Below are 26,195 nucleotides of genomic sequence, written 5' to 3'. Positions count from 1 at the left end.
CGAGATGCGATGGGCCGGGCGGCTGCCACGGACGTCGGCGTTGCGCTCCGCGACCGCCTGGCGCGACAGGGCACGGTGCGCATGATCTTCGCCGCGGCACCGAGCCAGGCGGAGCTGCTGGACGCCCTTGCACGCGAGCGCGATATCGACTGGCGGCGCGTCACAGCCTTCCACATGGACGAATATCTCGGACTTGCCGCGGATGCGCCACAGCGTTTCGGCGCCTGGCTGACGCGTCACTTGTTCTCGCGCATCGCTTTCGGCGCCGTTCACGTCATCGGACAGGAGCCGGATCCGGACCGGGAGGCGGCGCGCTATGCAGCCCTTCTCGCCCAGGCCCCGATCGACATCGTCTGCCTCGGAATCGGCGTCAACGGTCACCTCGCCTTCAACGACCCGCCGGTCGCCGACCTGCACGACACGAAGCAGGTCAAGGTCGTCGAACTCGACGAGGTCTGCCGACAACAGCAGGTTGACGATGGGTGCTTCCCGACGCTTGCGGACGTCCCGACCCACGCGATCACGCTGACGATTCCCCGGCTGCTGGACGCCGGCCAGCTTTTTTGCGTCGTGCCCGGCGCGTCCAAACGCGCCGCCGTCGAGCAATCCCTGTACGGTCCGATCGGGACGGCCTGCCCCGCGAGCGCGCTCCGCACGCATCCGCGATGCACGCTGTATCTCGACCAGGATTCCACGCCGCCGCGGCTCGCATCGCAAAAACCGGCACGCGCATGATGGATCCGGCGACACGCGTCTCAGGCCGCGATCCCGAGACCGGACTGCCTCGCACCATTGTCATTCAGGATGGCCGGATTTCAGACATCGTTCCGGGCGGTGATGATGACGGACTTTGGCTGTCACTCGGCCTGTTCGATCTGCAACTGAACGGCTTTGGCGGCTACGATCTCAATGCCCGGCCTGATCCCCAGACGGTCCGCGATCTCGTCACGGCCGTCCACAACAGCGGCGTATCGCGTTTTGCCCCGACGCTCATCACCGCATCGCGCGATCCGATCATCGATGCGTTGCGGGCCATTGCGCAGGCGCGCGATAGCGATCCGCTCGTCAGGCACGCGATGCCGTTCGTCCATGTCGAAGGACCGCATATCGCGCCGGAGGACGGCCCGCGCGGCGCGCATCCGGCCGAGCATGTCAGGCCGCCGAGCCTCGATGAGTTCGACGCATGGCAGGCGGCCTGCGGAAATCTCGTCGGCCTCGTGACATTGTCGCCGCATTGGCCGCAAACGGAGACCTATGTGCGCGGCCTTCATGCGCGCGGCGTTCGTGTTGCCCTCGGCCATACCAGCGCGACACCGGATCAGATCGCCGCAGCCGTTGCGGCCGGAGCAACGCTGTCGACGCACCTCGGCAACGGCATCGCGGCCACGCTGCCGCGGCATCCCAACCCGATCTGGACACAACTGGCCGAGGACAGGCTGTGGGCGAGCTTCATCGCCGATGGCCATCACCTTCCCCCCGAGACCTTCAAGGCCATGCTGCGTGCAAAAGGGCTGGAGCGATCGATCCTGGTATCGGACGCCGCCGCGCTCGCAGGCTGCGCGCCTGGAATCTATGACGCGCCGATCGGCGGCAAGGTCGAGCTGAAAGCGAACGGCCGGCTGGAAGTCGTCGGCACCTCCTTTCTGGCGGGCGCAGCCGTCAGCCTCACCTTCGGAATAGCCACGGCGAGACGCATGGCCGGATTGACCCTGGCCGAAGCGCTGAGGCTCGCAACGATCAATCCGCGCAAGTTGTTCGACCTCCCCGCGCTGGCGGTCGGAGCACCGGCCGATCTCCTGCGCTTCCGTCTCGGCGAGGATGGGGCTCTCACGCCCGAAACGGTTTATGTCGCGGGCCGGCCTTACCCGTGCAACCCCTGAGGACTGAGACATGAACCGGCTTCGCATCGGGTTGATCGGTCCGGGGGCAATCGGTGAGACGCATGCGCGGGCAATCCGCGCACTCGACGAGACCGTCTTGTCCGCGATTTCCGGCGGCACGCCCGAACAGATCGCAGCGTGCACGAACGGCGAACCGATTCCGACATTCGCAACCACGGATGCGATGCTGGCCAATGGCGGCATCGACGCGGTCGTGGTCTGCACCCCGAGCGGCGCCCACCATGACGTAACGCTTGCTGCGATCGAAGCAGGACGCCACGTGCTGGTCGAGAAGCCGCTCTGCGTCGATCCGGCTGAGGCCGCATCCCTGGTCCGCGCCGCCGAGCGCTCGCAGCTGACATGCGGCGTGGTTTCGCAGCGTCGTCTCGAACCGCAGCACCAGGCGATCAAGACCCTGCTCGACACCGGCCGTCTCGGGCAGCCGCGCCTGATCGAAGCGGCGATTCATTGGTATCGCTCCGACGCATACTATGCGGAGAAGCCGTGGCGCAGCGAAACGAAGCACGGCGGAGGCTCGTTGTTCAATCAGGGCGTTCACAATCTCGACCTGATGCTTTGGCTGTTCGGGGCTGTGGCGAGTGTTCAAGGCAAGACGGCGACACTCGGACACGCGCACGCCGTCGAGGACACGACGGCGGCGCTGCTCTCCTTCGCGTCCGGCACGCTCGGTGTGATCGTGACGAGCACCGCGCTGCCTCCGGGACGCCCGGCCATGCTGCGGCTGTTCACGGATAGCGGCAGTTGCGAACTTGCCAACGACAGCATCGTGCGCTGGGACTTTCCCGGCGTTGCGGAGCCGCCGAGCGCAGCCAGCATAGGAAGTGCGGCCAGCGATCCCAAGGCCATCGGGATCGAAGGACATATCGCGCAATGGCGCGATTTTGTTGGAGCCGTCCGGGAGCGACGGCCACCTGCAAGCCCGTTCAGGGATGGGTTCGAAGCCGCCAGACTGGTTGACGCCATCTATCGCTCGGCCGCGGAAGGTCGGGCCATCAGCCCCAGCGAGGTCGCGCCGGAGGTCATTCATGCCGGCCGATAGCTCGCAGATCATCGACATCGCCATCATTGGCGCAGCCCACCCGCATGTCGAATATGTGCTTTCAGAGATTGCTGGCCGAACCGACGTCAGGGTCGTGGCGGTTGCCGATCGTGACGCGGCGCGACGCGCTGAGCTCGAACGACGCACGATGGCGCCCGGCTATGCCGACATGAGCGCGCTTCTGGATGCGCATCAGATTCAAGCAGCTGCGGTCTTCACCGAATTCGGCCTTCGCGCTCCGATCATCGCCGAACTCTTACGCCGCGGCATCTTCGCGATCGCCGACAAGCCCATGGCCGTGACCATGGACCAGCTCGCGCTCATCGAGGAGGCGCTCGCCGGGCGCGATCTGCTGACGCTTCTGCTCGAGAAGCGGTTTTATCCTGTTACGCTCGCGCTCCGTTCGATCATCGACAGTGGCGAGCTTGGAGACATCGTATCCATCACCGCAACCGGGCCGCACAAGCTTGTCCCAAGCCGCCGTCCGGCGTGGATGTTCGAGCCGTCGACCTATGGCGGCATTCTCGCTGACCTGACAGTCCACGACATCGATCTCGCGCTTTGGCTCACGGGGTACACCAGCGGCACCGTCAGCGGCTGGGTCTCGCCGATCCCGGCTGCCGGCACGACGGACTTCCCCGCACTGGGGCGTGCCATCCTCGCCTGCGACGACGGCCCGCAATGCGCGATTGAGGTCGACTGGATCCAGCCCGAAGCATCGCCACGGCATGGCGACTATGCCATGCGGATCTCCGGGACAAAGGGACGTGCTGACGTTCTCTTCGCGGAAAATCGCCTGCTGGTCGAGACGGCGACAAAACCCCGGCGCGAAGTCGATCTGCCCGCGGGCGCCTCGCCTGCCGGCTTCGCCTTTGATCATCTCGTCCGTGGCGAGAGCTTGCAAATTCCGGCAACAGAGGCCCTGCGCGCCACGCGCATCGCAATCCTTGCTCAGGAGAGCGCGGCAAACGGCGGACAGCCCATGCGATGGGCCGAACGGCCCCGACGCTAAAGCGCGATGAGATTTCCTTCGCTGGACAGATGACGTGTCGCCGGGAGCTGTAGGCGTGAGGTTTCACTGACCATGACCAAGGCGCCTCGCGTCTCAGGTCGCGGCCAGCTCACGGCCAGGTCAGCTCGGCCAGTTCCCGATGGCTGCGCGACGCTCCGCCGAATTCCGATTTGAGCAGCTTGGCGCGATAGGTCCAGCGGTAGAGCGGGTGCTCGAGCGTCAGCCCCATGGCGCCGAGGAACTGGTGCAGGTCATAGACAATCGCGTCGACGATGGTCTGCGCACTCGCGAGCGCGGTCACGACATCCGTGTGCGTCGCGCCGGCACCACCGGCCTTGAATGCGAGCCATTTGGCCGCAGCGATCTTCGAAGCGCAGGCGGCGAGCCGGTGTTGCACCGACTGGAACGTGCCGAGCGGCCGGCCAAACTGGCGCCGGTCGGTGACATGCGCGGTGACGCTATCGAGACCGCCCTGGAGCACGCCGGTGATCTCGGCCGCCACCGCGAGCTGGGCGAGACGGCGCGCCAACCCGGGATCGGTGACGGTGAGCGCACGCGAGAGGCAACGGTCGGGATCACGCAGGCGGCCGACGGGATAGGCAAAATAAGCCTCGACCATCTCGACATCATCCGCCGTGACTGGAAACCACGACGCACCCGCCTCGGACAGGACGAGCACGGCACGCGCAACCGGCAGAAAGCGGATCGCCTGGGTCGGATCTCCAGTCAGCACTGCGAGCGGCCGCGGAGCCTCGGGACAGATCAGCGGACGGATCACGGCCGATGCTGCGACTTCCGCGATCGACGCGCTGCGGCAGACTTCGTGCACGACGAGAGCCGCCGTCGATACGCCGAATTCCGGATAGGATGCCGCGTCGAGCACGCCGCCCTTTTCAAGATCACCATCGAGCTCGAGATCGAAGGACGCCTTGCCGCCTCCGAGCACCAGGCGGCTCCTGGCGCGTGCGAGAACGGCCGATACAGTCGTGAGCAACGCATCCTGGTCGTCGCTGATATCGAGAAACATGAGCCTAGCTCCTCGGCAGGTTCAGATAATCGGAGGCGACGATGCCGAGCTGGATCTCGGCCGCACCCGACGCGATGCCGGCCGCGATGGCGCGCTCATGATGCGGCTTGAGCAGCGGCAGGACGTGGCTCGAAAACGCCTCGGGGAGAAAGTCGAGCGCGAAATTCGCGACCGCGTGGTCGGCCTCAACAATGGCGACGCGCGCGAGCGAGGATTCCGCATTCGGCGGCAGTCCGCGCGAGCGCTGATCGACGACGCGATAGACCAGCATGCGCGCCGCCTCGCACGCCGCGAGAGCCTGTCCGGCCCTGAACTTGATGACATCGTCGCTCCAGGAGCCGTTCGCCTTCAGCTGCCCGACCACCTCGCCGAGCACGCGGGTCGACAGCTGATAGCGCGGCAGGCCGATGCGCTCATTGGCGAGCGCGTAGGTGATCAGCGACCAGGCCTTGCCCTCCTCGCCCAGCATGTGGGATGCGGGAACGCGGACGTCCTGGAAGAACACCTCGTGCAGGTCGCCATTGCCGACGAGCGCCGGGATCGGCCGCACATTGATGCCCGGCGTCTGCATCGAGATCAGGAAAATGCAGATACCCTCCTTGCGGTTGCCGCTCGTGCGCGCAAGCAGGAAGCAATGCTGGGCGAGTCCGGCATAGGAGGTCCAGACCTTGGAGCCGCTGATGATGAAATCATCGCCGTCGCGGTCGGCGCGCGTCCTGAGCGAAGCGAGATCGGAGCCGGCCGAGGGTTCGGAAAAGCCCTGGCACCACACCGCGTTGCCGGCCGCGATCTCCGGAATGTAGCGTGCCTTCTGCTCGTCCGTGCCGAAACGCAGGATGGTCGGGCCGATCCAGTTGACGTTCATATATTGCGGCCCGCGCGGCTCGCCGACCGCCCACATCTCTTCACCGAGAATGAAATGCTCCCATACCGAGCTGCCACGGCCCCCCTGCTCCTTCGGCCAGTGCGGCACCAGCAGGCCGGCTTCCGCAAGCTTGGCGCAGAAGATCCGCGAAAACTCGGTCTGCTGCTTCGAGCCGGGCCCGTGACGCGCGATCGTCTCCCAGTCCGGCGGCAGCTCGCGCGCCAGAAAGGATCTGATCTCGTCGCGAAAGGCCTGTTCGCGCGTGGTCCATTCGAAATTCATGATTCCCTCTCAGGCGTTCGGTCCGATCACGGCGAGGCCTCCTGCTTCGCTTTCGCGACCTTGTGCAGATAAGCGAGATAGCCGAACGGAATCCGGCTTGCGCCGTTGGCCTGGATGACGACGCCGGAAATCCAGGCGGCCTCATCCGAGGCAAGATAGACGCAGAGCGGGCCGATATCGTCGGGCGTGCCGAGCCGGCCGAGCGGCACGACGTCGATCTGCTTCTGTGCCCGCGGTCCGGACATGAACTCCGCATTGTCCTCGGTCAGCACCAGCCCCGGCGCGATCGCATTGACACGGATGCCGAGATGGCCCCATTCGACCGACATGGTCCCGGTGAGATTGTCGACGCCGGCTTTGGCGGCCCCGTATTGTCCGGTCATCGGGTTGGGCTGCGAGCCCGAGCGCGACGTGATGTTGATGATGGCGCCACCGGCATTCATCGCGCGCGCGGCCGCCTGCGCGGCGAAGAACGTCCACTTCAGGTTCAGGTCGACAACCCGGTCCCACTGACCTTCGTCGAGCTCAATCAACGGACCAACGTCCTCGCGCGCGGCGCTGCCTGCATTGTTGACCCAGACGTCGAGCCGGCCGAATTCCGACAGCGCCCGGTCGACGATGGCCTGGGCTGCGCCCGGCTGCGCGATGTCGTTGCCAAGGACCAGGGCGCGCCCGCCCTGCTCCCGGATCGTCGCCACAGTTGCCTCCAACGGCGCAGCAGTACGTCCCGTGCAGATCACGGTCGCGCCTGCCTGCGCCAGGGCAAGGCTGATGCCCTTGCCGATGCCGCGTCCGCCGCCGGTGACCACCGCGACCTTCCCTGCCAGAGAGAACATGGCTTGTTCCTTATCGTTGCGAGCCAAGTCAATCACGACCGACGAGATCGCCGAACAGCTGCCAGTTGCTCCCCTCGAAGCGCATCAATTGCCATTGCTTGATCGGCGCGTAGTCGGTCGATGACGTCGAGACCTTGATGCCGGGGAGCAGCGTGCCGACCTCGACATCCCCGAGGCTGGCAGCCTGTTTCATGACGTTCTCACGCGTCAGATCGTCACCGCACTGCTTCAACACCTGCACCAGCAACAGTGCCGGGTTGTAGCCGTTGATGATCAGCGTATCGGCGTGGTTGGCCTCGGGCATGTATTTGTCGAGGAAGGCGTTCAACGCCTTGAAATCCGCGTCGTCCTTCCACCTGGCATCGTTGGGGTCCTTGAAATAGGTTGCCGAGACGATTCCTTGCGCGTTCTCGAATCCGACCGGCTTGATCACGCTGCCGATCGAGGCCGAGGCGAAGCTGAGGAGCTGAAGCGGCTTCCAGTTCAGCTCGTTGATCTTCTTGATCGCCTGCGCTGCGAATTTCGGCGTCGCCATGTTGAAGACAACGTCCGCGCCGACCGCCTTCAGCTTGACGATGTGGGAATCGATGGTCGGCTCGGTAACATCGAAGGATTCCTCGGCGACGATCATCGCTGCGGCCTTGTCGCCGAGGCCGGCCTTGATGCCCTTGAGGTAGTCTTTCCCGAAATCGTCGTTCTGGTAGAAGATCGCGATCTTCGCGCCCGGCTTTTCCTTCAGGACATATTTGGCGTAAGCCTTCCCCTCGGTTTCGAGCGACGGTGCAAAGCCCATGCTCCAGGGGAAGTTCTTGGGGTCGTTCCACTTCGCTGCCGCGCTGGAGACGAAGAGCTGCGGCACCTTCTTCGCGTTCAAATATTTCTGCACAGCAGAGTTGGTCGGCGTGCCGACCGCGTTGAACATGAACAGCACTTCGTCGCTCTCGACCAGCTTGCGCGTCTGCTCGACCGTCTTCGGCGGCGAATAGGCATCGTCATACGACAGGAACACGATCTTCCGGCCGTTGATGCCGCCCTCCTCATTGATCTTGCGGAAATAGGCTTCGCCTGTCTTGGCGATGAGGCCGAAACCGGAGGCCGGCCCGCTATAGGCGGCGGTGTTGCCGATCTTGATCTCGGTGTCGGTGACACCCGGACCGTAGTTCTTCTCAGCAGCCGACGCCTGAAGGCCGAACGCCAACAGCGCTCCGGCCACGATGATGCCTGTCCTGATCGCCACCCTTCCCTCCGCACAACATCTGTTTCGGTTGTTGGCGGGTTAGCTATCATGTTAGTTGCTTGCTGACTAGCAAGTAATTGAAATCGAACCTGCCCCTCCATGCGCACGGCTTTGCGGCCCCGCGTCGCAGGAGCCCTCCACCACCCCTAAACAGTTGATGCAACGGCCGCCTGCTGCGGCCGGAGGGAGCTAGCGCACGGCTCGCCGCGGCGTGGACCTGGCCTTGACGCCGCCTCTCGCCTTTGCCTTGGCTGTCGCGGGCTCCATCATCCGGTCGATGAAGAGATCCGCGACGAATTCGGCATCCTCGCCGAGTTTCCGCGTGTCGCCTGACACCAGCGCCTGGATGCAGATGCCGCTGATCGCGCCGGAGATCGCGCGCACATTCTGCTCGATATCGACGTCCTTGCGCAGCTCACCCATCTTGCGCGCCTGCAACAGATAGGCACGCAGATTATCGCGATAGAGCGCATGCAGCTTGGCGATGCGCGGCTTCAGCTCCGGCACGGTGCCGGTGGAGTCCACGATCAGATGGTAGAGCGCGATCGCCGAGTCCGGCATGTCGCGCACCGCCTCCATCTGGATCCGGATCCGTTCGGCGAGCGCCTCGCAGCCGGTGCGGTCGCCGATCCGCCGCTCGACCTGGCGCATGAAACGGTCCTGGATCGTGTCGATCACGCTCTCCAGCAAATTGAGCTTGGTGCCGAAGCGCTGCACCGGGAGGCCGCGGCTGTAGCCGGCCTCGATGCCGATATCGGCAAGGCTGGCGCCGGACGTGCCGTGTCGGCCGATCAGCGCCACCGCCGCCCGCAGCATGCGCCGGTCCGATTCCTTGCGGCGCCGCTCCTTGGAGCCGATGATCGGCGCCGCCTTCTCTGTTCCGCTCCCGGCTGCCACGAACTGCCGATTCCCCTCGCCCGCGATGAATCCACTGTCACGGTACACGGGGGTGGGAGGTTTGTCAGTGGGGTCGAGCTACAAGCGGGCGGTGCGGGGGTCGTTGAGGGCAAGACCCGGCCTCGGCCACTCCACTGCGATCAGTCGCCCGGTGCCCGATAGCGTGATGAAGGCGGTGCACATGTCAGCGCCGCCGAAGCAGATGTTGGTGCAATAGACCTCATCGGCTTCATGGAATTCCACGAGATCGCCGTGCGGCGAGAACACGCTGATCCCGCCGCGCACCAATGTGGCGACGCAGATGTTGCCGCCCGCCTCGACCGCCAGCGAATCGAAGCGCTGGTAGCCGGGCAGGCCATGCAGCAGCCTGCCGCCATTCGGCGAGGGCCAGGGCTGCTTGGCAACCTCACCCTCGCCGGTGATCGGATAGCTCCAGATCCGGCTGGTCTCGGTCTCGGAGACGTAGAGGGTACGTCCGTCAGGCGACAGCCCGATGCCGTTCGGCGTCATGATCGGATAGATGGCTTCGCGGATCATCGAGCCGTCGGTGCGCGCATAATAGACAGCGCCGCGGTCCATCAGCCGGCCATAGGTCTTGCCGAGATCCGTGAACCAGAAGCCGCCTTTGGTGTCGAACACGATGTCGTTCGGTCCCTTCAGATGGACGCCGCCGCAACTATCGTAGAGCGTTTTGACGGCACCGGTGTCGAGGTCAACCTGCTCGATACGCCCGCTGGTGTAATCCCCGGCACGGCCGGTCGGGCGGGCAAAGTTGCTGCTGTCCCGGTGCCAGGAGAAGCCGCCATTGTTGCAGACATAGCATTTGCCGTCCGGTCCGATCGCCGCGCCGTTCGGACCGCCGCCGAGATGGGCGATCACCTCTTTCCGCCCCGATGGCAGCACCCGCGTCAGCCGGCCGCCCTCGATCTCGACGACGATGACGCTGCCATCGGCGAGCGCGATCGGCCCTTCGGGAAAGGCCAGTCCATTGGTGATCTCTCTGGCTTCGAGGCGCATCCCGTCACTCCATCACGCTGGCGCGGGCTGCCCCGCGCCGAGATAGGCTTCCACGACCGCGGCGCGGTTTGCCGGGGTCACAAGATCCGCGGCGCTATGATGGCCGACGATTGTACCGTTGCGAACGAAATACAGCTCGTCGGCCACCTTCATCGTCATGCGGAAATTCTGCTCGACCAGCATGATGGCAAGGCCGGTGTCCTGCTTGATCGTGACAAGACGCTCGAACACGCGCCGGATCAAAAGCGGTGCCAGTCCGAGCGACGGCTCGTCCAGAAGCAGGAGCCGCGGCGCACTCATCAACCCGCGCCCGATTGCGAGCATCTGCTGCTCGCCGCCGCTCAGCATCCAGGCCGGTGATTTCAGGCGGTTCGCGATTTCCGGAAACAGCTCCAGCATGAGATCGCGCCGCTGGCGCTGCGTGCGCGCATCGAGGAAGAAGCCCCCGAGCAGGAGATTTTCGGCAACCGTGAGCGAGCCGACGATCTGGCGGCCTTCGGGGACATAGACGATGCCACGCCGGACACGATGGCGCGCCGCCAGCGCGCCGATGTCCTCGCCGGCGAAGCGCATTTCGCCTTCGGCCGGCACCAGGCCCGCAATGGCCTTGAGCACCGACGACTTGCCCGCGCCGTTGGCACCGAGCAGCGCCACCACGCCCTTCTCCGGCACGGAGAGATCGACGTTTTCGACGGCGCGTGCCGCACCGTAGCGGACCGAGAGGCCGCGCGCGGAGAGCAGCTCAGTCATCGGCGTCGTCTCCGAGATAGACGCGGATCACGTCCGGCTGCGCGCGGATTTCGGCCGGCGTGCCGCTCGCGATCATTTTTCCGAAGTTCAGCACGTAGATCTGCTCGCACAGCTCCATGATCAGGTCCATGTCGTGCTCGACGACGAGAAGTACGAGATCGGGCCGCATCAGGCGTCTCAATGCACGCATCAAGTCGCGCGTCTCGACCGCATTCAGCCCCGCGGCCGGCTCGTCGAGCAGGATCGCCCGGGGATCGCACGCGATGGCGCGCGCGATTTCGGCGAGGCGCAACGTTCCCGGGGGCAGGTCGGACGGCTTGTCGTGAGCGAAGGCGCCGATGCCGAGTTCGTTCAGGGCCGCGATGGCGCGACGCTCCGCCTCCTGCTGCTCCACCCGCTGCGCGGGCGTCGGCACGAAGGCGCTGAACCATCCGGACCGCCGCTTCAAGGTGAGGCCGACAAGGACGTTTTCCAGCAGCGACAGATCCGGGCACATCGCCAGGTTCTGGAAACTGCGCGTGATACCGCACGCGGCCCGCTGGGCGGGACCGAGACCGTTGAGTGCGGTGCCGGCAAAGCTGCTGCGGCCGCGCTGGCCGTGGTAGAGCCCGGTCAGGCAGTTGAACAGGCTGGTCTTGCCTGCACCGTTCGGTCCGATCAGACCGGTAATCACCCCGGGCCGCAACGACATCGAGACGTCGCTCAGCACCTGTAGCCCACCGAAACCGAGCGAGATTCCTTCGACGACGAGCCCGTTGCCGGCAGAGGCTTCCATCATCGCCCGCTCCCGCGCGGCAGAAAGCGGCGCAGATCGCCTGCATTCGCCCCCAGCGTCACCACGACGAGCGCGACACCGTAAAGGATCGGAACCCAGTCGCCGGCCTGGGCGAGATAAGTCGGCACCAACGTGATGAAGGCGCCGCCGACCAGCGCGGCCGGCAGGGACAAACGATTGAGGCTGACGACAGAGCCGACCAGCAGGAAGACGCCGCTGAAAAAGGTGAAGCTATTGGGCGAGACGGTCGAGGACGCAAAACCCGTCAGCGCGCCGGCAAGCGAGGCGAGTGCGGCGCTCAGGGTGAAGATCGAGATACGCGCCCAGCTCCGCGTGATCCCCATGGCTTCGGCCGCGCGAGGTTGCGCCTGCGCCATCAGCAGCGCCAGGCCTTGCGCCGATTTGCGGAAATGCGCCAGCGCGAGGCAAACGAGCACGAGCACAAGGAGCGCGACGTAATAGTGTTGCAATGACTTGGCAACGCCGGGGATCAAGTCCTGCGCGATATAGAGCCCTTCGAACCCACCGGTCAATTTCTCGAAGCCGATCAGGATTTCCGGTAGCGCCAGCGCGAGCGCCATTGTCGCGACCGCAAGATAGATTCCAGACAGGCGCCGCGAGGGGAATGCAAAGACGAAGCCGGCGCCGGCACCGAGCAGGACAGCAAGCGGCAGGCTCACGACGATCGAGAGACCAAGCCGGTGCTCGACGATCGCGACCGCATAGGCGCCGAGCGCGACGAAGAAGCTGTGACCGATCGACACCTCGCCGCCGTAACGCACGAGCATGCTGACGGATAGAACGGCCAGCGCATTCGCAAAGCATAGCGACAGGCTGTAGAGCAGGAAGCCGCCGGCAAGGAGCGGCAGCAGCGACAGGACTGCAACCAACGCAAGCACGGTGAAGCGCGCAATTTCGACACGACCACCGCCAGCGGACGATCTGGCCGTAGAAGCCTGCGCAAGATCAGACACGGCCACCGATCGCCCTTTCCAGAAGCCCGTTGGGAAAGAAATTCAACGTCAGCAGGATCACACCGAGCAGAAAGGTGTTCATGAACTCCGGCGAGACATAGAAGGAGAAAAAGTTCATGATGATGCCGACCAGGATGCCACCGACGGCAGCGCCCGGCAGGCTCGAGAAGCCGCCGACCACGGCCGCCGTGAATGCCTGCAGCATGAAGGACGGAACGGTGGTGGAGCTGAGGAACGTCGTCGGCACGATCAGCAGTGCGGCGACAAGGCCAAGGACGGCGCCGGCGAGCCAGGAAAACAGGTGCACCGAACGCAGGTTCAGCCCGCAGACCTCACAGGCGAACGGATTGGTCGAGACCGCGCGAAACGCGACGCCGAGCTTGGTGCGCTCGATGATGGCGAACAGGCCGCCGACGATCGCGAGCGTCACGGCGAGGACGGTGAGATCGTAGGAAGAGACGCGGATTGCGCCCAGGCTGAAGTTAAAGCGCGGCACAGGCAGGTCGAGGTTGACGATGTCGGCGCCGAACACGAGCTGCACGGCGCCTTGCAAGATCAGCCCGATGCCGAGGGTTGCGATGGTGGAGGCGAGATCGGACCTGAACACGATCGGCGCGATCAGGACATAGCTCATGACGGCGACCGCACACGCAATGCCGAGCGCCAGCGCCACCGCACTGCCCCAGGACAAGCTGAGCAGGCTGCCGCTGGAGAAGCCGTAGACCACGAAGGCTCCGAGACAGGCGAGATTGCCGTGCGAGAAATTCACCACGCGCGAACTCTTGAATACCATGACGAGGCCGAGGGCGCCGACGCCATAGAGACAGCCGGAGATGATGCCGGACCACAGCAGCGGCAGGATATCCCTGAAAAATCCCGGCACGCTCACTCCTGCCCTTCGCCGGGCACGCCGCCCTTCTCGATGAACTCGATCACGCCGGGGAAATAGCGGCCCGAGAGACCCTGACGGCATGCGGCGTCGTAATAGCGGCGCGCGAGCTCGGCGACACCGGGACGGATGCCGGTATCGGCCGCGAGCTGAAGCACATAGTCGAGATCCTTCAGCACATATTCCGGCGGAAAGGCCTTTTCCGGAAAATTGCGCGGCAGCATCGCCTTGGTGCCGTGATTGCGCAGCACGAAGCTGTCGCCGGAGCCTTTCGACACGGCGCCGAGCAGCGTCTCGGGCTTCACGCCGGCGCGCTCGCCCACGACCATCATCTCGGCAAGCGCCAGCGTGTTCTCGAACACCAGCGCGTTGTTGATCAGCTTGACGACCTGGCCGCAGCCGACCTCGCCGCAATGGGTGACGTCGGACCCCATGTAGTCGAGCAGCGGCTTGATCCGCGCGAACACGGCGGCTTCGGCGCCGACCATGATGCTGAGCTCGCCGCGCTGCGCGGCCTCCCGCGTGCGTGCTACCGGCGCATCCGCGAATAAATGGCCACTGGCTTTCAGCCGGTCGGACACGCTGCGCGCGAGCGCGACCGGGGTGGTGCTGAGATCGACGATCGTCGTTCCCGGCCGCGCCGCCTTCGCGATCCCGGTCGAGACCGCTTCCACCTGGGGACCGCCGGGCAATGACAGGAAGATCACGTCGGCGGCGGCAGCGAGTGCCTCGAGCGAGCTTGCTGCTTCCGCCTTGGTCTCGGACAGCGCCGCAACGGCCGCGGTGTCGCGGTCCAGCATCAGCACGCGGCCGGCATGCTTCTTCGCGACGTTCCGGCACATCGGACCGCCCATGACGCCGAGGCCGATGAAGCCGATGGTTTCGAGTGCGCTCATGACATCAATCCATCAACATGCCGCCGTTGACGTCGAGCACCGTTCCGGTGATCCAGTTCGACGCCGGCGAGCAGAGGAAGAGAATGCTTTGCGCGATATCCTCGGGCTGGCCGAACCGGCCCAGCGGCACGTTGCCGTTCGCAGACGGCGCCGCGCGATCGGTGACGGTTGCCCACATCGGCGTCTCGACCGGACCGGGCGCGATGATGTTGGCATAGACGCCCTTGCCGGCACCATTCTTGGCGACCCATTTCATCAGGCCGTGCACGGCGGATTTCGCCGCGACATAGGCGGGCCCCGACGCGACGCCGCCGATCTTGGCAGCGATCGAGCCGAGCGCCACGATCTTGCCGAAGCCGCGCTCGGCCATGACCGGATAGAGCTTGCGAACGGGATTGACCGTGCCCATCAGGTTGACGGCAAGTATCTTCTCCCACTCCTCGTCGGTCGACTGCGGCAATGGCGTGTTGGCGATCGTGCCGGCACAGAGCACGAGGATGTCGATCTTGCTGCGTGCCTTCAGCTCCTCGTCGATCAGCTTCTCGACGGCCGCCCGATCCGTCACGTCGCAGCGGCGATAGCTCGCTTTTGCGGGAAACTTGCCGCCATCAGCGACGATATCGGTGGCGATGACATCGGCACCGGCTTCGCAGAAGGCCGCAACCACGGCACGACCGATGCCGCCGGCAGCTCCCGTGATGAGGGCAGTTTGTCCGTCGAGACGCGAGGGGCCGCTCAAGGGCGCTCCAGCCATGTCGTACTTTCCTTGTTCTTCTTTGCAGGCTTCTTGGCAGTTAACGCGATCAGCGGGTGATCATGTCTTGCGATCACCCGCTGACGAGATCGGTTCAGGCGGGCTTGGCGTCGAAAGCCACCGCCGGATAGGGCTTGAAGTCGCGCACCATGGCGAAGGAGCCCTGCGCTTGCAGGATTGCTTCCTGACGTGTGCCGCGATGGTCGGATCCGGTGAAGGTCACCTGGCGCGCACCGCCGACCGAGGCATTGTTCAAGCTGTTGCCCGCCTCGATCAGATTGGCGCGCGTGATCGGCTTGCCGCTGTCGACCAGCGCACCGAAGATGCTGCCGAACAGCGCAGCATTGCTCCAGCCGTTGAGGCCGAACACGCCGACCGGATCGTTCGGATAGTATTTCGTCACGGCCGCGCGATAGGCCTTGATCTCCGGCTCTGCACTGTCGACCGGAAGCAGCCACGAGGAGAAGTAGACGCCGTTGAGCAGATCGCCGGTCAGCTTGTAGGTCGCGGGATCGGCGGTGAAGAACGGCGCGAACCAGGTGAGCTTGACGCCCTGGCGGTCGGCCGCCTTCAGCGCCGCCGCGAGGTTGGCATTGGAGCCGAACAGGATCGCAGCGTCGGCCTCTGCATTTGCCACGCGGCGGATGTGCGGCGTGAAATCCGTGGTCTTCACCTCGAACGGGACCGACTCCGCCGGCGTGAGCTTGTTCGCCTCCATGAAAAGGTCGAAGCCGCGTTTGGCGGAGCGGCCAAGCTCGTCGTTCTCCCATAACAGCGCGATCTTCTTGAGCTTCAGATCGTTGACGGCGAACTCGGCATTCGACGCCGCGGACCAGCCGTAGTCAGGCAAGAGCGGAAAGATGTTGGGCTCGGCAAAGAAGGCACTGGCGCCGCCGATCGGCCCGATCATCGCAAGACCGACTTCCTTCGCATAGGGAATGACGGCAACGTTGGTCGCCGTTCCCACCGCGGCCACCAGCGCGAAGATGTGGTTGTCCTCGACGAGGCGCCGGACCGCGGCGACGCTGCGGGCGGGATCGTAGCCGTCGTCGAGCGTCACATAGTTGATTTTCCAACCCTTGATGCCGCCGGCTTCATTGACGCTCTTGAAGTAGGCGTCGGCTGCGTGGGTGAGGATCGCGTAGAACGGGACAGGTCCCGTGATTGGGGTGAACCCGCCGATGGTGATGGTCTTGGCGGCGGCATCGACGCCGATCTCGTCGGCGAGGAGCGAAGTGCCGGGATAGGCCGACGCAAGCGCGGCAGCGCCAGATAGCTTGAGAAAGTCACGCCTCTTCATAGGCCCTCCCCGAGATCTGTTTTTCTTGTCCGAGGATCTTTAGCGAGAGGAGTTCGGCTGGTCAACATAAAATGCATTATGCATTATGTCGCGCTTCCCGACGCTCCAGCCAGGATCAGCTCGGCGCGACGGATGACCGGAGCATCGATCATCTTGCCGTCCAGCGCCACTGCGGCACCCTGCCCGTCTTTGGCGGCCTGGATCACCCGGCGTGCCCAATCGAGCTCATCGGCTGTTGGAAGGAAGGCCTCGTTGACCAGCTTGACCTGGGCCGGGTGGATGCAGAGCTTGGCGCCGAAGCCGAGCGCCTTTGTGCGGCCGACCGCCGCGCCGAAGGCCGCGGGATCCGTCCACGACGTCGTCACCCCGTCGATCGGCGGCGCCAGTCCGGCGAGCCGCGACTCCAAAACGATTTGCAGCCGGACCGGATCGAGCTCCTGCGCCGTCTCCGTCACCCCGGCATCGATACCGAAATCAAGATTGCCGAAGGCAAGCTGCGAAACCAGGCCGCTTTTGCCGATGCTGCGCAGCTCGGCATATCCCCTGACAGTTTCGATCAGCGCGATGATGTCGCATTGACCCTCCAGCAAACCCACAAGACGATTGAGAGCGCCCGGCTCGGCCTTCGGCAACATCAGCTTGGTCACGCCAGCGCGGCGGATCATCTCCATATCAGCGATGAAGAACGGACTGTCCGCGCCGTTGACACGCACGATCGCGTCCGCCCGTCCCATCCATTGCGCGATGAAGCCGCGCGCGGTTTCCTTGTCGGCGGGAGCCACCGCGTCCTCGAGATCGAGGATGACCTGATGGGCGCCGGACGCAGCCGCCTTGTCAAAACGCTCGGGCCGGCTGGCAGGGACAAACAGGAAAGAGCGGGATAAAGAGCTGGACATCGATCGTCAACCTCGATTATGCATTATGCATTATCGTTTGTACTTCTACCCTCCGCGATGGGGCGCGTCTATGGTAGTCGCGGGCAAATCGATCACGGGCGGCGGGCATTCGATGGAATATCGGACGAAAGAGGAGCAGGTCGCAGATTATCTCCGCGAGGGTATCATCTCGGGGCGGCTGCCGCGCGGCGTCCGGCTGAAGCAGACGGAGATCGCGCAGGAGCTGAAGATCAGCATCACGCCGGTCCGCGAAGCCCTGAAGCTGCTCGCGGCCGAGGGCTATCTGTCGAGCGACTCCTATCGCGGCGCCACGGTCGCACCATTCGACGTCGAAGCGTCCACCGAGATTCTGAAGCTGCGCATCACGCTCGAGACCCAATTGGTGGAAAGCGCCGTGCGCAACATTACCGCCGAAGAGATCGTGGAGCTGCGCGAGCTGGCGCGGCAGTTCGAGGCTGCGGCGCTTGCCGATGACAGCACCGCCGCACGCGGCATCAACTACCGTTTCCATCGGCGCATGTACGATTTCGCGCGCCTGCCGAAGACCCTGCACTTCGTGCAGGTGCTGTGGGCGCAATATCCGTTCGACGTCATCAACCGCATCGGCGGCCGAGCGGTCCGAGCGGCCAGGGAGCACAACGAGCTCCTGAAGAATGTGATCGAGGGCGACGTCGCCAGCGCGACACTGACGATGCGACAGCATATCGAGACGGGCTGGACCGAGTTGCGCAACAGCATGCCCGCAAGGTCGGAAGGTCCCGTCAAGTCGAAGAGCTCTGAGAAGGAGACGCTATGAAGCCGATGCTGCTCGTCATGGACATGCTGAACGACCTCGTTCACGAGAACGGCGGCGGCGCCAAGAGCTACGTGCCGCTGATGAAAGAGCGCGACGTGCTTGGCCGCACCCGGGCAGTGATCGCAAAGGCGCGCGCGGCCGGCGTGCTGATCGGCTATGTCCGCGTCGGATTTTCGCCCGACTACCGCGAATGCCCGCCCAACTCGCCGATCTTCTCCCGCGCCAAGGGCGCCGGCATGTTCAAGCTCGGCACCTGGGGCACGGAAGTGCATCCCGATCTCGCGCCGGCGGCGGGTGAATTCGACATCATCAAGCACCGGGTCAGTCCGTTCTACGGCACGTCGCTGGAGCCGATCCTGCGCGCCCATGGCGTGACCGATCTGTTCCTGTCCGGTGTCTCGACCAACGGCGTGGTGCACACGGGCGCCCGCGAGGCCCACGACCGCGACTATGCCTGCACGGTGCTGGAAGATTGCTGCGCCGGCGGCACCACCGACGAGCACGACAGCGCACTGCGTTGCCTCGGCCGCTTTGCCGCGATCAAGAACAGCGCGGATGTGAGTTTCGCTTGAGCGCTCTTCTTCCTTCTCCCCTTGTGGGAGAAGGTGGCGCGAAGCGCCGGATGAGGGGTCTCAATCCGCGTGCACAATTAAGAAGGTCACGCGCGGATAGAGACCCCTCACCCGTCTCGCCGCTCCGCGGCGAGCCACCCTCTCCCACAAGGGGAGAGGGCGCACCGTGCATGCCGCGGCGATTTAGCCTACGCCCCCAGCCAGCGCGGATTGATCGCCTGTTGGTAGGTGACGCCGCGCACGGCATCGCTGAACTTCAGCTCGAACTCCATATTGTGGGCGAACTGCTGCTCGGACAGCCTCGGAGGCACCGCAACAGTCATGCGCTGATCCGACACGGTATGCTTGACCAGCTCGAGAGCCGTCTGAAGGAAGTACCGTTCTTGCAGAATTTGCCCGGCCGCACCGGGATCGTTGCGGATCAGCTCCGATGCCTTTGTCATGCCGCGAACAAGCGAAGCGGCGACTTCCGGGTTCTTGTCGAGGAAATCCGGCCGGCCGCACAGCACGGTATAGAGGAAGTTCTCGATCCCCGGCACTTCGCCGTGTGAGGGGCGCGCGGCCCAGACCGCAAGCCCCTCCTCGACCGCCTGGTTGTTTGCGGGCGCAGTCGTGTTGAAACCATCGATCTGGCCGGAGCGTAGCGCCAGGTACATCTTGTCGAGCTTGACCACCGTGAGGCTCACGTCCTTCTCCGGATCGAGCCCGCCGAGCGAAAGCAGATAGCGCCAGATCTTGTCGGTGCCGCTGCCACGGCCGGAGATCGCGAGCGTCAATCCCTTCATGCGGGCCATGCGCTCCTTCAGCGGCATGTCCGCGGCAAGGCCGATCTTGTCGGCCGTCTTCTTGCTGATCACGGCGTCGCTCGCATATTGCGACATCAGCGGAGCAAAAGCGTTGATCTTCTGGCCCTTGGCGACTGCGAGGATCACGTCGCTCATCACAAGACCGGCAACGTCGACGCTGCCGCCGAGGATCGCCGCCATGCTGTTGGTGCCGCTGCCGGTGTCGATCAGGGAGACATCGAGGCCTGCCTCCTTCATGAAGCCTGCCGCAGTTGCCACCAGCAGCGGCAGATAGGCGAATGTGTAGCCGCCGATCGCGATCGTGACCGGCCTTCCCGCCGCTTGCGACCAGCCAGGCGTGACCGAACCCGCCAACGCCCCCGCGGCCAGACCGCTCAACAATGTCCGACGCGTGATCATGATATCCTCCCTTTATTCTTGTTTCGGCAAAATCCGCTCACCGCCAGCGGAAGATCCAGCCTTCCAATCGTCCGAGCGCTTCGTTCAGGAGGGTGGTGACGACCATCAGCGCGAACAGCGCGGCAAACACGCCGGCAGTGTCGAGTTGCCCCGCCGAATTCTGCGTGAGATAGCCAATTCCGGCGTTGGAGGCCATCATCTCGGCCGCGACCGCGCCGACGAAGCCATAGGGCAGACCGAGCTTCAATCCCGTGAACAGCCATGGCAGCGCAGACGGGAAGACCACGATGCGCTGGACCGCGAGCTTGCCCGCACCCATGGTCCGCAGGGCATCGACCATCTTCAGGTCCACCTCGCGCACACCGCGCAAGGTCGAGAAGAACACCAGGAAGAAGACGCTGATCGCGGCGAGCACGATCTTGGGCGCAAGCCCGATGCCGAACCACATGATGAACAGCGGCGCGAGTGCGACCTTGGGTACGCCGTAGATCGCCGTGACGAAGGGATCTACGGTGCGGTGCAGGGTGTCGTTCGCGCCGACCAGCAGCGCAAGCAGAACGCCGGCGGTCGCACCGAGCACGAAGCCGGCAAGAGTTTCCTTGAAAGTAATGAGCAAATGATAGGCGAGCTGACCGTCGGCAATCCACGCCACCAGTGTTTTGAACACGGCCGCTGGGCTGCTGACCCAAAACGGATCGAGCAGCGTGCCGGATGCGGCCTGCCAGGCGCCCAGCATCGCAACCACGAAGATCGTGCGATAGAGCCACACGCGACTGGAGAGTCCGATCAGCGGTTCGGCTTGCGTTTCGGACAACACCTGTGTGCTCATGACGACCGCCTTGCCGGTGCTTCGAGGGCCGCCCAGAGCCGCCGATAATGCTCCTCGAACGCGGGATGGAAGCGCACTTCGTGCACCTGGCGCGGCCGCGGAATGGTGATGGGCTCATCGATCCTGATCCGGCAGGGACGCGGCGAGAACACCAGCACGCGGTCGGCGAGCGTGATCGCTTCGACGATGTCGTGGGTCACGAACACCACGGTCTTGCGCCGCGCCGACCACAGCTTCAGGAGCTCGGCCTGGAGCACCAGCTTGAGCTGGGCATCGAGCGGCCCGAACGGCTCGTCCATCAGCAGCACCGGCGGGTCGTAGATCAGCGTGCGGGCCAGCATCGCGCGCTTGCGCATACCGCCGGATAGCTGGCTCGGATAGTGGCGCTCGAAGCCATCGAGGCCGACCTGCCCGATGAGATCGCGGACGCGCGCGGAGATCTCGGCGCGATCGATATTGCGCAGCTCGAGCGGCACCGCAACGTTCTGCTCCACCGTCCGCCACGGCAGCAGGCTGTCATGCTGCGTGAGATAGCCGATCCCGGTATTGACCGCCGCGACCGGCTCGCCCTGACACAACACCGAGCCTGCGGTCGGCCGATCGAGGCCGGCAAGCAGGTTCAGCACCGTCGACTTGCCCGAGCCGCTGGGGCCGACGATGGCGAGAAACTCGCCACTCTGAAGCGAAAAATTCAATCCACTCAGCACTTCGACCTGGCCGCTGCGCGAATTAAAGGTCTTGCCGACCCCACGCAATTCCACCGCAGAAGCGCACGGCACTTCGCCATCTTGCGCAGGGACAACAGACAGGTGTGCCGATCTCATCGCCTTCGCCTCCCCTGTACTTTTCTTGTTCTTGTTCCCGTCCCGATGGCCTCAGACTTCTGCGGCGGCGCGCATCGCGAGCGCGCCGCTTTGCCCGCTGGCCCAGAGGTCGAGCATGCGCCCATCCCCCTTCCCTTCGAGCTTGAACGGAGATGTCACGAACAGCGGCGAGACGCCCCTGAACTCGAACGACTTGAGCGGCTTGCCGGCCCGCCTCTCCGCAAAGCCTTGCAACAATGTTGCTGTCAGAGGTCCATGCACAACGAGATCGGGATAATTCTCCTCCGATTGCGCGTAGGCCTGGTCGTAGTGGATGCGATGGCCGTTCGAGGTCAGCGACGAATAGCGGAACAGGAGCACGGTGTCGGGCTGAAACACTTCGGACCATGCGCCGTCCTGCGGAGCGGAAGTGGCCGCAGGCGCAGGCGATCCAGGCGCTGCGGCCTCGCGATAGACGATGTCCTGCTCTTCGGTGATGCATGCTGTGCCATCGCAGACAATGCTATGGCTGACGGTGACAAACACCAGCTTTCCGGCCCGTCCAGACTTGGCCTCGACCTTCAAGATGGTGCTCTCACGCACGCCCTCTCCGCCGATCGTCAGCGGCCTGTGGTAGGTGAGCCGCCCGCCGGCCCACATGCGGCGCGGCAGCGACACTGGCGGTAGGAATCCGCCGCGCTTCGGATGTCCGTCCGTTCCCAGCTCCAGCCGCGGCATGAAGCGGTTGAAGAAGATCCAGTGCCACCCGGGCGGCAGCGCGGCTCCTGTCGCGTGCTGCCCTTGCACTCCGAGCGTGGCGGCCAGCGCGGCGACACGATCCGGCGCGATCCGCTCACGGATCGTCTCCTTGCGCCCGACCCAGGCCTGCCAGTCCTCATCAATCAGTGCTGCACTCTCGCTCATCACGGCAACTCCACTTCAAGCGATCAATAAATGACCTGCTGATCCATCAGGCTCTGGCGGTCCTCGCGACTGAGGCCGAGCAGTTCGCCGAATACATAGTCTTCGTCTTCGCCAAGGCGCGGCGTGCCGCGCGTCATGCCGACGTCCGACTTCGAGAACCGGATCGGAGCCTTCAGCGCAGCGCGCTGGCGCCCGGTCGTATCCTCGACATCAACGACGGTCCCGCGCTCGCGCAGGTGCCGGTCATGGGCGATGTCCTCCATGTTGCAGGAGACATGCGCGGCAATGCCGGCGGCCTGGAGCCGCCGCTCGGCCTCGCCCGCTTCGCGCGTCATCGTCCAATGCTCGATCTCGCCATGCAGCACCTGGCGATGCGTGTGCCGGCTCGCGGCGGTCTGAAACCGCGGATCGGACAAGAGAGGCGGCGCATCGATCAACTTGACGAGGCTCCGCCACTCGTCGTCGGTACGAACCGCGATGGTCAGCCAGCGATCCTCCTCGCGGGTCCGAAACACACCGTGGGGCGCCATACGCAGATGGTCGTTGCCGATCCGCGCCGGGTTTCCTCCCGCGGCGGCGAACAGCAGCGCCTCCCCGACCAGCGAGCAGGCCACCTCGCGCGCGCTGACATCGACATGACCGCCTTGCCCGGTTCGGCGCAGCCGATAGACGGCTGCCACCGCGGCCATCGCCGCGTTCATGCCGACGCTGTGATCCATCACGTGCCGCATCTCGACCGGCGGCCCGTCCGCGTAGCCGGTGAGATAGCCGAGCGCGCCCCAGGCGCCGAACAGCGGCGCGTAGCCAGCGAAATGCGAGTCCGGCCCGCTCTGGCCCGACGACGACACCGACACCATCACGACGGACGGCTTCAGCGCGGCCAGCGCCGCATAGCCGAGGCCAAGCCGCTGCATCACGCCGGGCCGAAAACTCTCGCAAACGAGATCGCTCGCTGCGACCAGCTTTTTGGCAAGCGCGATGCCCTTGGCATCCTTCAGATTGATGCGCACGGAAAGCTTGTTGGACGCAACCTGGTCGAAGCTCGCAGGCCCCATCCGGCCATAGACCGGGTGCGGTTTGCGGAAGATGTCCGGCCTGGCCGCACTCTCGATCTTGATGCACTCCGCGCCAAGCTGCGACAGGATGTGGGTGCAGAACGGCCCAGCGGCGTGCAGCGTGAAATCGGCGATGCGGACTCCGGAAAGCGGCTTCATGAAACCTCCGCGACAGCAGCCGGCCGTTCGCGATGGCGCCTGGCCGTGAGCAGGTGCTGATGTTCGCCGAGCCGGGGCGGCCCAGCGCTCAAGGGCAACGCCGCACCGTCGACATGAAAGGGTGCCGACAGCACCGGCAGACGACCGGCGCCTGGAATCTCGACGGGCTGAAACAAGTCACGCGCGCGCTCATGCGGACCCGACAGGACCTCGGCCGGGCTGGCATATTTCGCCATGGGCACGCCAAGCGCTTGCGCCCGCGCGACGATATCGGCGGTCCGCAGCTCGCGCGCCCAGGCACGAACGACCCGGTTGATCTCGGCGCCACGGCGGCTGCGCTCCAGCGAGTCCGAAAGCGCGGGGTCGAGCATCCAGTCGGGCCGCCCCATCAATTCGATCAGGCCGCGCCACTGCCGCTCCTCGAGCGTGAGCAGCTCGACATAGCCATCGGCACATTCGAGCACGCCGCCATATTTGAAGGAGCGCGTGCTGCGGTGCTCCAGTGAGCCGTCGCCGAAACGCTGAAGCGCAAATGCGCCAACCGCGAGTGTCGCATCCTGCACAGAGACATCGACGGCTTCCGCGCCGTCCTGGTCACGGCCGACCAGCGCCGACAGCGCACCGAGTGCGGCGACCACGCCGCCCTGATACTCGGCGAAATGACCGTAGACCTTCAGCGGCGGGCGTTCGGGAAAGAGTTCAGCGGCAAGGCCGTTGGGAAGCAGGAATCCCTCACCTGAGGCGTGGATCAGGTTGATCTCTTCGGCCTGCCAGTCCGCCTTCGGCCCGACCGCGCCGAACGGCAACACCGACACGTCGATCAGCTTCGGATAGCGGGTCCTGAGGGTCTGCTCCTCGAGGTCCAGGCGCGCACGCTCGTCGGGGCGAAGATCATGGACAAGGACATCGGCGGTCGACAGTAGCGCGGACAACCCTGCCCGCCCGGCCGGCGTGTTGAGATCGCTTGTGATGCTCTTCTTGCCCGCCGCCAGAAACGCGAACAGCGCGCTGGCCTCGTTGGCCGGCGGAAGAAACGGCGGCTCACGGCGGAGAGGATTGCCTTCGGGCGGCTCCACGAGAACCGTCTCGGCGCCGAGGGTGGAGAGAAGCCGGCCGGCATGGCTCGCCGCAACGCCGCGCGAGATTTCGACGACGATCACTCCCGCAAGCAGCGGCGCAACGGCCCCGTCCATCATGGCAACGCTTCCTCTTGTTATTCTTGGTTGGGCCCGAAGCGTGATGTCAACCACGCTTCGGTTGTTGTCGAGCTTGGCCCGGCGGGCTTCAGCGGATCGTCGACAGTTCGAGCTCGAGCCCCGCTCCGTCGAAGAACACACGGTTCTTCACGTCGCGCGACGGCAGCATCACGGTTGCGAGGCCCGGCGTGGTCAGTTCGCCGCGCTGGTTCTCGCCCCAGATCTCGAGATCGACGAGAGCAAAGCCGTCCTTGACGTACTTCTTGCTGATCTTGCCCTTGCACCAGGTGGAATCGCCCATGGTGTTGAAGCGCCGCATCTCGGTCCGCACGCGCTTCAGGAAAGCGGCATCACCCATCCAGTTGCTGACGAGGCTGGCGAGCCAGGACGAGCGCTGCGGGCCGTAATCATAGGTGCCGGGCACGCCGACCTCCTTGGCCACGGACTCACGGTGATGCCCGATGCCGGTATATTCGATGCCGCCGCCGGCTTCCGGGTTGCGAAAGAAATGGCCGGGATGCTTGACCGCAGATTTCAGCACGATGCCGTGGGTGTGACCGCGGCCGCAACCGACCAGGAAGCCCATCGTATCCATCAGCGAGAGCGGGCCGCGCACGATCGGCGGCAGCTCGTCGCCCTCATTGACGTCCTCGAAGTAGCGCATCGTTCCGCCGCGGATCTGCTCGTCCTCCTTCAGGATGGCTTCGTCGAGCGCGGCAAATTCGTCAGCCGTGTATTCGTAAGGCTTGACGTCCCTGTACTTGCCGGCGTCGCGCGCGGCCTTGCGCTCGTGGCGCGTGCAGGTGCCAAGTGCGCGGGCGACCATCTCGCCGCGCTGGTTGGAATAGGTGGCCTCGACATATTGCAACACGAGACGGCCGGAGAACTTGCTTTCCTTCTCCTCGATGCCGACGACGCGCTCGATCGCGGTGATGCGGTCGCCGGGACGGATGTGGCGGAACAGCTCCCAGTCATTGCCGGCGTAGAAGCCGTGCACGCCCGGAAGACCCCAGCGGGTGCGGCCGATCCAGCCAAACGCCATCGGGAACATCGGATGGGCGACGTTGCTACCGTGACGGCTCTGGCGCCCGTGCTCGGCATCGCGATAGAGCGGATTGAGGTCACCGATGCCGTTGCAGAAATTGCGGATCGTGTCTTCGGTGGCGTCCTGGAGGTACGGCCCCTCCGGGCGAAGCTGAAGCCCGATCATGCCGCGCGCCTGCGCGATCGCCTCGTCAGTGATTTTTCCTTCCGCCGGGGCGTGGCCAACCTCTTTTTCTCTTTCCATGACGTCCGACATCTTCGTCTC

The 26,195-nt window shown here is 64.9% G+C and carries 27 protein-coding genes; 6 read left to right on the top strand and 21 right to left on the bottom strand.

The window, feature by feature from the left end:
- The first annotated feature begins 9 nt into the window (after positions 1-9).
- Genes BMW89_RS02390 through BMW89_RS02375 form a run of 4 tightly spaced genes read left to right on the top strand, consistent with a single transcriptional unit; the run spans position 10 to position 3,952 of the window.
- Positions 10-735: a glucosamine-6-phosphate deaminase gene (locus BMW89_RS02390; RefSeq protein WP_092022317.1), complete on the top strand. Its 726-nt coding sequence runs from the start codon at positions 10-12 to the stop codon at positions 733-735.
- Positions 732-1,880 carry an N-acetylglucosamine-6-phosphate deacetylase gene (locus tag BMW89_RS02385; RefSeq protein WP_092022315.1) on the top strand — a complete coding sequence of 383 codons (1,149 nt, stop codon included), beginning with the start codon at positions 732-734 and terminating at the stop codon, positions 1,878-1,880. Before BMW89_RS02390 ends, BMW89_RS02385 begins: the two co-directional genes overlap by 4 nt.
- A gap of 10 nt (positions 1,881-1,890) precedes the next feature.
- The gene (locus tag BMW89_RS02380; RefSeq protein ID WP_092022313.1) at positions 1,891-2,940 is read left to right on the top strand and encodes a Gfo/Idh/MocA family protein; all 1,050 of its coding nucleotides are present in this window, start codon (positions 1,891-1,893) and stop codon (positions 2,938-2,940) included.
- Complete coding sequence (locus BMW89_RS02375; RefSeq protein ID WP_092022311.1) at positions 2,927-3,952, top strand: Gfo/Idh/MocA family protein; 1,026 nt, start codon at positions 2,927-2,929, stop codon at positions 3,950-3,952. Before BMW89_RS02380 ends, BMW89_RS02375 begins: the two co-directional genes overlap by 14 nt.
- 109 nt (positions 3,953-4,061) lie before the next feature.
- On the opposite strand, the gene BMW89_RS02370 is transcribed toward BMW89_RS02375, so the two are convergent.
- From BMW89_RS02370 to BMW89_RS02305, 14 genes are all read right to left on the bottom strand, one after another.
- Positions 4,062-4,979, bottom strand: a complete 918-nt coding sequence (locus tag BMW89_RS02370; RefSeq protein ID WP_092022309.1) for an acyl-CoA dehydrogenase family protein — start codon at positions 4,977-4,979, stop codon at positions 4,062-4,064.
- Positions 4,980-4,983: 4 nt separating this feature from the next.
- A complete protein-coding gene (locus BMW89_RS02365) occupies positions 4,984-6,126 on the bottom strand; it encodes an acyl-CoA dehydrogenase family protein (RefSeq protein WP_092022307.1) in 1,143 nt (380 codons plus the stop codon).
- 26 nt (positions 6,127-6,152) lie between these two features.
- Positions 6,153-6,962 carry an SDR family NAD(P)-dependent oxidoreductase gene (locus BMW89_RS02360; RefSeq protein WP_092023329.1) on the bottom strand — a complete coding sequence of 270 codons (810 nt, stop codon included), beginning with the start codon at positions 6,960-6,962 and terminating at the stop codon, positions 6,153-6,155.
- Positions 6,963-6,990: 28 nt separating this feature from the next.
- The gene (locus BMW89_RS02355) at positions 6,991-8,199 is read right to left on the bottom strand and encodes an ABC transporter substrate-binding protein (protein ID WP_092022305.1); all 1,209 of its coding nucleotides are present in this window, start codon (positions 8,197-8,199) and stop codon (positions 6,991-6,993) included.
- Positions 8,200-8,388: 189 nt separating this feature from the next.
- Positions 8,389-9,096: a TetR/AcrR family transcriptional regulator gene (locus BMW89_RS02350; RefSeq protein WP_244547491.1), complete on the bottom strand. Its 708-nt coding sequence runs from the start codon at positions 9,094-9,096 to the stop codon at positions 8,389-8,391.
- Positions 9,097-9,174: 78 nt separating this feature from the next.
- Positions 9,175-10,113, bottom strand: a complete 939-nt coding sequence (locus tag BMW89_RS02345; RefSeq protein WP_092022301.1) for an SMP-30/gluconolactonase/LRE family protein — start codon at positions 10,111-10,113, stop codon at positions 9,175-9,177.
- Between the two features lie 12 nt (positions 10,114-10,125).
- Positions 10,126-10,863 carry an ABC transporter ATP-binding protein gene (locus BMW89_RS02340; RefSeq protein ID WP_092022299.1) on the bottom strand — a complete coding sequence of 246 codons (738 nt, stop codon included), beginning with the start codon at positions 10,861-10,863 and terminating at the stop codon, positions 10,126-10,128.
- Positions 10,856-11,572 (bottom strand): ABC transporter ATP-binding protein, encoded by a 717-nt coding sequence (locus BMW89_RS02335; protein ID WP_244547490.1) that lies wholly within the window; start codon positions 11,570-11,572, stop codon positions 10,856-10,858. The genes BMW89_RS02340 and BMW89_RS02335 overlap by 8 nt, the downstream gene beginning before the upstream one ends.
- Before the next feature lie 65 nt (positions 11,573-11,637).
- Positions 11,638-12,612 carry a branched-chain amino acid ABC transporter permease gene (locus tag BMW89_RS02330; protein WP_244547489.1) on the bottom strand — a complete coding sequence of 325 codons (975 nt, stop codon included), beginning with the start codon at positions 12,610-12,612 and terminating at the stop codon, positions 11,638-11,640.
- Positions 12,605-13,495 (bottom strand): branched-chain amino acid ABC transporter permease, encoded by an 891-nt coding sequence (locus BMW89_RS02325; protein ID WP_244547488.1) that lies wholly within the window; start codon positions 13,493-13,495, stop codon positions 12,605-12,607. The genes BMW89_RS02330 and BMW89_RS02325 overlap by 8 nt, the downstream gene beginning before the upstream one ends.
- 2 nt (positions 13,496-13,497) lie before the next feature.
- Positions 13,498-14,397, bottom strand: a complete 900-nt coding sequence (locus BMW89_RS02320) for an NAD(P)-dependent oxidoreductase (protein WP_092022291.1) — start codon at positions 14,395-14,397, stop codon at positions 13,498-13,500.
- Between the two features lie 4 nt (positions 14,398-14,401).
- Complete coding sequence (locus BMW89_RS02315) at positions 14,402-15,151, bottom strand: SDR family NAD(P)-dependent oxidoreductase (RefSeq protein ID WP_092022289.1); 750 nt, start codon at positions 15,149-15,151, stop codon at positions 14,402-14,404.
- Positions 15,152-15,245: 94 nt separating this feature from the next.
- Positions 15,246-16,451: an ABC transporter substrate-binding protein gene (locus tag BMW89_RS02310; protein ID WP_092022287.1), complete on the bottom strand. Its 1,206-nt coding sequence runs from the start codon at positions 16,449-16,451 to the stop codon at positions 15,246-15,248.
- An 83-nt stretch (positions 16,452-16,534) separates the two neighbouring features.
- Positions 16,535-17,347 (bottom strand): HpcH/HpaI aldolase/citrate lyase family protein, encoded by an 813-nt coding sequence (locus tag BMW89_RS02305; protein ID WP_092022285.1) that lies wholly within the window; start codon positions 17,345-17,347, stop codon positions 16,535-16,537.
- A 70-nt stretch (positions 17,348-17,417) separates the two neighbouring features.
- On the opposite strand from BMW89_RS02305, the gene BMW89_RS02300 reads away from it, so the two are divergent.
- Together BMW89_RS02300 and BMW89_RS02295 are read left to right on the top strand one after the other, a co-directional pair.
- Entirely contained in the window at positions 17,418-18,143 is a 726-nt protein-coding gene (locus BMW89_RS02300) for a GntR family transcriptional regulator (RefSeq protein WP_244547487.1), read from the top strand.
- Positions 18,140-18,715, top strand: a complete 576-nt coding sequence (locus tag BMW89_RS02295) for a cysteine hydrolase family protein (RefSeq protein ID WP_092022283.1) — start codon at positions 18,140-18,142, stop codon at positions 18,713-18,715. The genes BMW89_RS02300 and BMW89_RS02295 overlap by 4 nt, the downstream gene beginning before the upstream one ends.
- A 188-nt stretch (positions 18,716-18,903) precedes the next feature.
- Here BMW89_RS02295 and BMW89_RS02290 read toward each other — a convergent pair whose 3' ends face one another.
- The 7 genes from BMW89_RS02290 to BMW89_RS02260 form a co-directional block, all read right to left on the bottom strand.
- On the bottom strand, positions 18,904-19,920 hold the full coding sequence (locus BMW89_RS02290; protein WP_092022281.1) for an ABC transporter substrate-binding protein: 1,017 nt from the start codon (positions 19,918-19,920) through the stop codon (positions 18,904-18,906).
- A gap of 37 nt (positions 19,921-19,957) precedes the next feature.
- Complete coding sequence (locus BMW89_RS02285) at positions 19,958-20,749, bottom strand: ABC transporter permease (protein ID WP_092022279.1); 792 nt, start codon at positions 20,747-20,749, stop codon at positions 19,958-19,960.
- Positions 20,746-21,573 carry an ABC transporter ATP-binding protein gene (locus BMW89_RS02280; RefSeq protein ID WP_092022277.1) on the bottom strand — a complete coding sequence of 276 codons (828 nt, stop codon included), beginning with the start codon at positions 21,571-21,573 and terminating at the stop codon, positions 20,746-20,748. Before BMW89_RS02280 ends, BMW89_RS02285 begins: the two co-directional genes overlap by 4 nt.
- Before the next feature lie 51 nt (positions 21,574-21,624).
- A complete protein-coding gene (locus BMW89_RS02275) occupies positions 21,625-22,476 on the bottom strand; it encodes an HTD2 family dehydratase (protein WP_092022275.1) in 852 nt (283 codons plus the stop codon).
- 23 nt (positions 22,477-22,499) lie between these two features.
- Positions 22,500-23,690, bottom strand: coding sequence for a CaiB/BaiF CoA transferase family protein (locus BMW89_RS02270; RefSeq protein ID WP_092022273.1), 1,191 nt, complete (start codon positions 23,688-23,690; stop codon positions 22,500-22,502).
- Entirely contained in the window at positions 23,687-24,886 is a 1,200-nt protein-coding gene (locus BMW89_RS02265) for a CaiB/BaiF CoA transferase family protein (RefSeq protein WP_092022271.1), read from the bottom strand. The genes BMW89_RS02270 and BMW89_RS02265 overlap by 4 nt, the downstream gene beginning before the upstream one ends.
- Positions 24,887-24,974: 88 nt before the next feature.
- A complete protein-coding gene (locus BMW89_RS02260; RefSeq protein ID WP_092023325.1) occupies positions 24,975-26,186 on the bottom strand; it encodes an FAS1-like dehydratase domain-containing protein in 1,212 nt (403 codons plus the stop codon).
- Positions 26,187-26,195 lie beyond the last annotated feature (9 nt).

Origin of the sequence: Bradyrhizobium sp. OK095, from assembly GCF_900109945.1 — a bacterium.
Taxonomy (GTDB): Bacteria; Pseudomonadota; Alphaproteobacteria; order Rhizobiales; family Xanthobacteraceae; genus Bradyrhizobium.
Note: the sequence above shows the minus strand (reverse complement) of the source record. Positions and strands in the feature narration are given on the sequence as shown.